This window comes from Streptomyces sp. NPDC051776 (genome assembly GCF_040681345.1).
GTDB lineage: Bacteria > Actinomycetota > Actinomycetes > Streptomycetales > Streptomycetaceae > Streptomyces.
Genome location: NZ_JBFAYQ010000137.1, coordinates 1 through 2,970, shown reverse-complemented (window position 1 = coordinate 2,970; position 2,970 = coordinate 1). Strand labels below are relative to the sequence as shown.

The window sequence follows — 2,970 nt, the reverse complement described above, 5'->3', positions numbered from 1 at the left end:
AGACGCCACCAAGCAACAGCCCGACGCAGCCACTACCAACGACGATCCGCCGACGGACCCACTGGATAGATCACAAAACCGCACTGGAGTACTAGATGGTCTCGGGGTTGTGGCGGCCGCCGGGCGGGGCGGTGCCGGGCGGGTGAGCGAAGTGCGGCCGTACCAGGCCGCCGATCCGGCCGCGGCACCCGCGTTGCGGAAGGGCGCGTCGATGCCGTGCCAGCAGTCGACACGGAACTCAACTGACCACCAAGAATCTGAGACACCGGTCCAACTCCCCCTCGCTCAAGCAGCCGTGGGCTCCCGAGCACTCTGGTCGGGTCGGTACGCAGACCGCCTCTGCGTCGCTGCGGTGGGTGTTGAGCCCAGCTTCGAGGAGCGCCTGGAATGACTGCCCAGCCTGAGCACGCACCCACGCCACCGTCGGCCCCCGGGCCGGCGACCGCGGCCGAATTGCTCGCCCGCCTGCGGACCCACCCACGCGCCTCCACATGGGTCCCGGCGTTTGAGCAGGCGTGGGCGGCCGCGCTGGAAGACTCCCGGCACAGCTACAGCCTGACCCGGTGCATCGACCTCGTCCGCGCCTGGCAGGCACGCCTGGCAGCCGCACCGGCGGTGCAGGCCTTTATCGCCTCCGGCCGCGACGACTCCGGAGGCATTGCCCTTGACGACATCTTCGGGCCCCGGCGGTGAGCGACGGGTCCTGGCCGGCGCGCCTCTCACCACAGGCCCTGACAGCTCTCGATGAACTCCCGGACCATGCCCAGGAGATGCTGCGAGACGTGCTGGACATCGCCGCACGGGATCCGTGGAGCTTTCCGACCTTCGACAGCCGTGACACCCCGAAGGCGAGGACGTACGCTCCGCCTCGGTCGGCCAGCTCACGGCCGTTTATTGGGTGAATCGTGCGGCTGGTCGCCTCTACATCATCGACATCGTCTGGCTCGGCTAGCTACTGCCGTCCACCCAGGACATGCGCCGAATCCGTGACGCCGACCCGCCTGGCCCAAGCCACCACGGGTTACCCGTGCCCACGACGTGGCCCGTGCCCACGACGTGGCCCGTGCCCGCGGTGTGCCCGGAGCCGACCAGGTTGTCGCGCCCGCCAATGTTGTTGCCATGGCCGTACACGACCGTGTCGCCGTCCCCGTAGCTCTTGCTCGGCACGGAGTCCATGGTCGGAATCTGCGGCTGCGGCGACACGGGAACGGCCCCGATCGCCACGGCCACAGGCTGGTTGAAGCCGCCGGAGAGCGTCTCGGACACGCGAGGGAGAAGAACATCGTCGATCACCGACACAGTGTTCGAGTTGGAATTGGTGACCCAAACGCCGCCGGCGAACTCGGTGTTGTTGTTGTACGCGATGCCGACGGGATCAGCGCCGACCTCGACGGTGGAAACGCTGTTGTCGTCAGAGGGGTCGATTACCGCCACAGCGCCCGCCTGCAGGAGGGTGGCGTAGATGTTGCCGCCGTTGGGGGAGACCAGCACACCAGTGGGTTCAGCGGGGCCGTCCGGTCCGTCGGGGAGGGAGATCTGGTTGACGACTGTGCTGTTGTCGGTGGTGATCACCGACACCACGCCGAGGGCCGTGACGTAGGCGAGACCGCCGTCAGGGCTGAACGCCACATCCTGAGGGTCCATGCCGACGTTGGCGACGGTGAAGGTGCTGTTGTCGGCGGGGCGGAATCCCGTCAGATTGTTCGAGCCCGAATTGGTGACGTAGCCGACGGCACCGTCCGGCCTGACCGCCACGTCGTTGGGGCCGAGGCCGACGGGGATGGTGGCGACGACGGTATTGGTGGCGGTGTCGATCGACAACAGGCTGCCCGGCTGGGCCCCGCGAGTGACGGTGACATAGACGCGGGTGCCGTTCGGGTGGACCGCCACACCACTGGGGGTGTTGCCGGCGCCGACGGGGATGGTGGCGACGACGGTGCTGGTGGCGGTGTCGATCACCGACACGCTGCCCGGCTGCTGGGCCGAGCCGCTGTTGGCGACGTAGACACGCCTGCCGTCCGGGCTGATCGCCACGTCGACAGGTGCGTCACCGACGGGGACGGTGGCGACAAGATGGGGGTTCACAGCAGGGTTGCCGGGATCCCACACCGATACTGTGTCCGATCCTTGGTTGGCGATGTAGGCGCCGATCCCGCTGGGGGGCGGTTGTGCGGCGGCAGGTGTGGCCACGGTGAGCGGGACGGCCATCCCGGCCAGCACCGCCAGCCCCGCCGCCCAAGCCCGCAGGACCATCCACCAGGATTCTCTGCCCCCGCGACTTCGCCCCGCACTACCCTGCTCTGGCGCCCCCGACACTGGGATACCCGACATCAGAACCTCCTGTGGTGCACAGCACGAAAGGCGGCGGCCCAATGCCCTGTCAGAGGATGTTCCAAAATCGCCGCGGCGCCGAAGCCGATGCTACGTTCCGTGATCAGCCCGCGCCCACGCACAGCCCACAAACGAGGACCGTACGGACGAATAGAACTCCCCATAGGGCCGCCCCGCGTAGGCTCCGCTGCAGGAACACAGCAACGCGCGCCATCCGGCTACAGGCACAGGCCGCCCCGGCGGAAAACCCACCTGGGGCCCACCCGCCCATACCGCCCTGCGCCGTCTCAACGCGGCAGCCCGCCACTGATCGACCCAACAACAAGCCGGGAATGCGTGCACTCACTTACCGGTAGACCGAGCCGATGTTGCGGGAGCGGTCGACGGCCGTGCACCCGGCGGTGCTGGTGGAGCCTGTGGCGGTGAGGGAGAGGTCGTTGGGGTTGGCGCAGGCGTTGTTCTGCCGTCCCTCCTGCGCAACGCTCTGCTGGAGCAGTGCGCCTGTGCTGGAGCCGCCTTCGGCCCGGGGCAGTCGTTGGTGTTTCCGCCTGTGACGGTGAAGGCGAGCGGGCGGCCGTCGCCGTCGCAGGCCAGGTGAATCTTGCTGGTCAGGCCGCCTCGGGAGCGTCCGAGCGCCGG

General features: G+C 68.6%; 2 protein-coding genes and 1 pseudogene. 1 reads left to right on the top strand and 2 read right to left on the bottom strand.

Going from position 1 to position 2,970, the window contains the following annotated elements; genetic code table 11:
• The first annotated feature begins 387 nt into the window (after positions 1 to 387).
• Positions 388 to 693: a DUF6247 family protein gene (locus tag AB0M26_RS31670; RefSeq protein ID WP_365266434.1), complete on the top strand. Its 306-nt coding sequence runs from the start codon at positions 388 to 390 to the stop codon at positions 691 to 693.
• Positions 694 to 948: 255 nt separating this feature from the next.
• Here the strand turns inward: AB0M26_RS31670 and AB0M26_RS31665 are convergent, their stop codons facing one another.
• Together AB0M26_RS31665 and AB0M26_RS31660 are read right to left on the bottom strand one after the other, a co-directional pair.
• On the bottom strand, positions 949 to 2,253 hold the full coding sequence (locus tag AB0M26_RS31665; protein ID WP_365266431.1) for a hypothetical protein: 1,305 nt from the start codon (positions 2,251 to 2,253) through the stop codon (positions 949 to 951).
• A 609-nt stretch (positions 2,254 to 2,862) separates the two neighbouring features.
• Positions 2,863 to 2,970, bottom strand: a pseudogene (locus AB0M26_RS31660) (IS5/IS1182 family transposase); the annotation flags it as partial.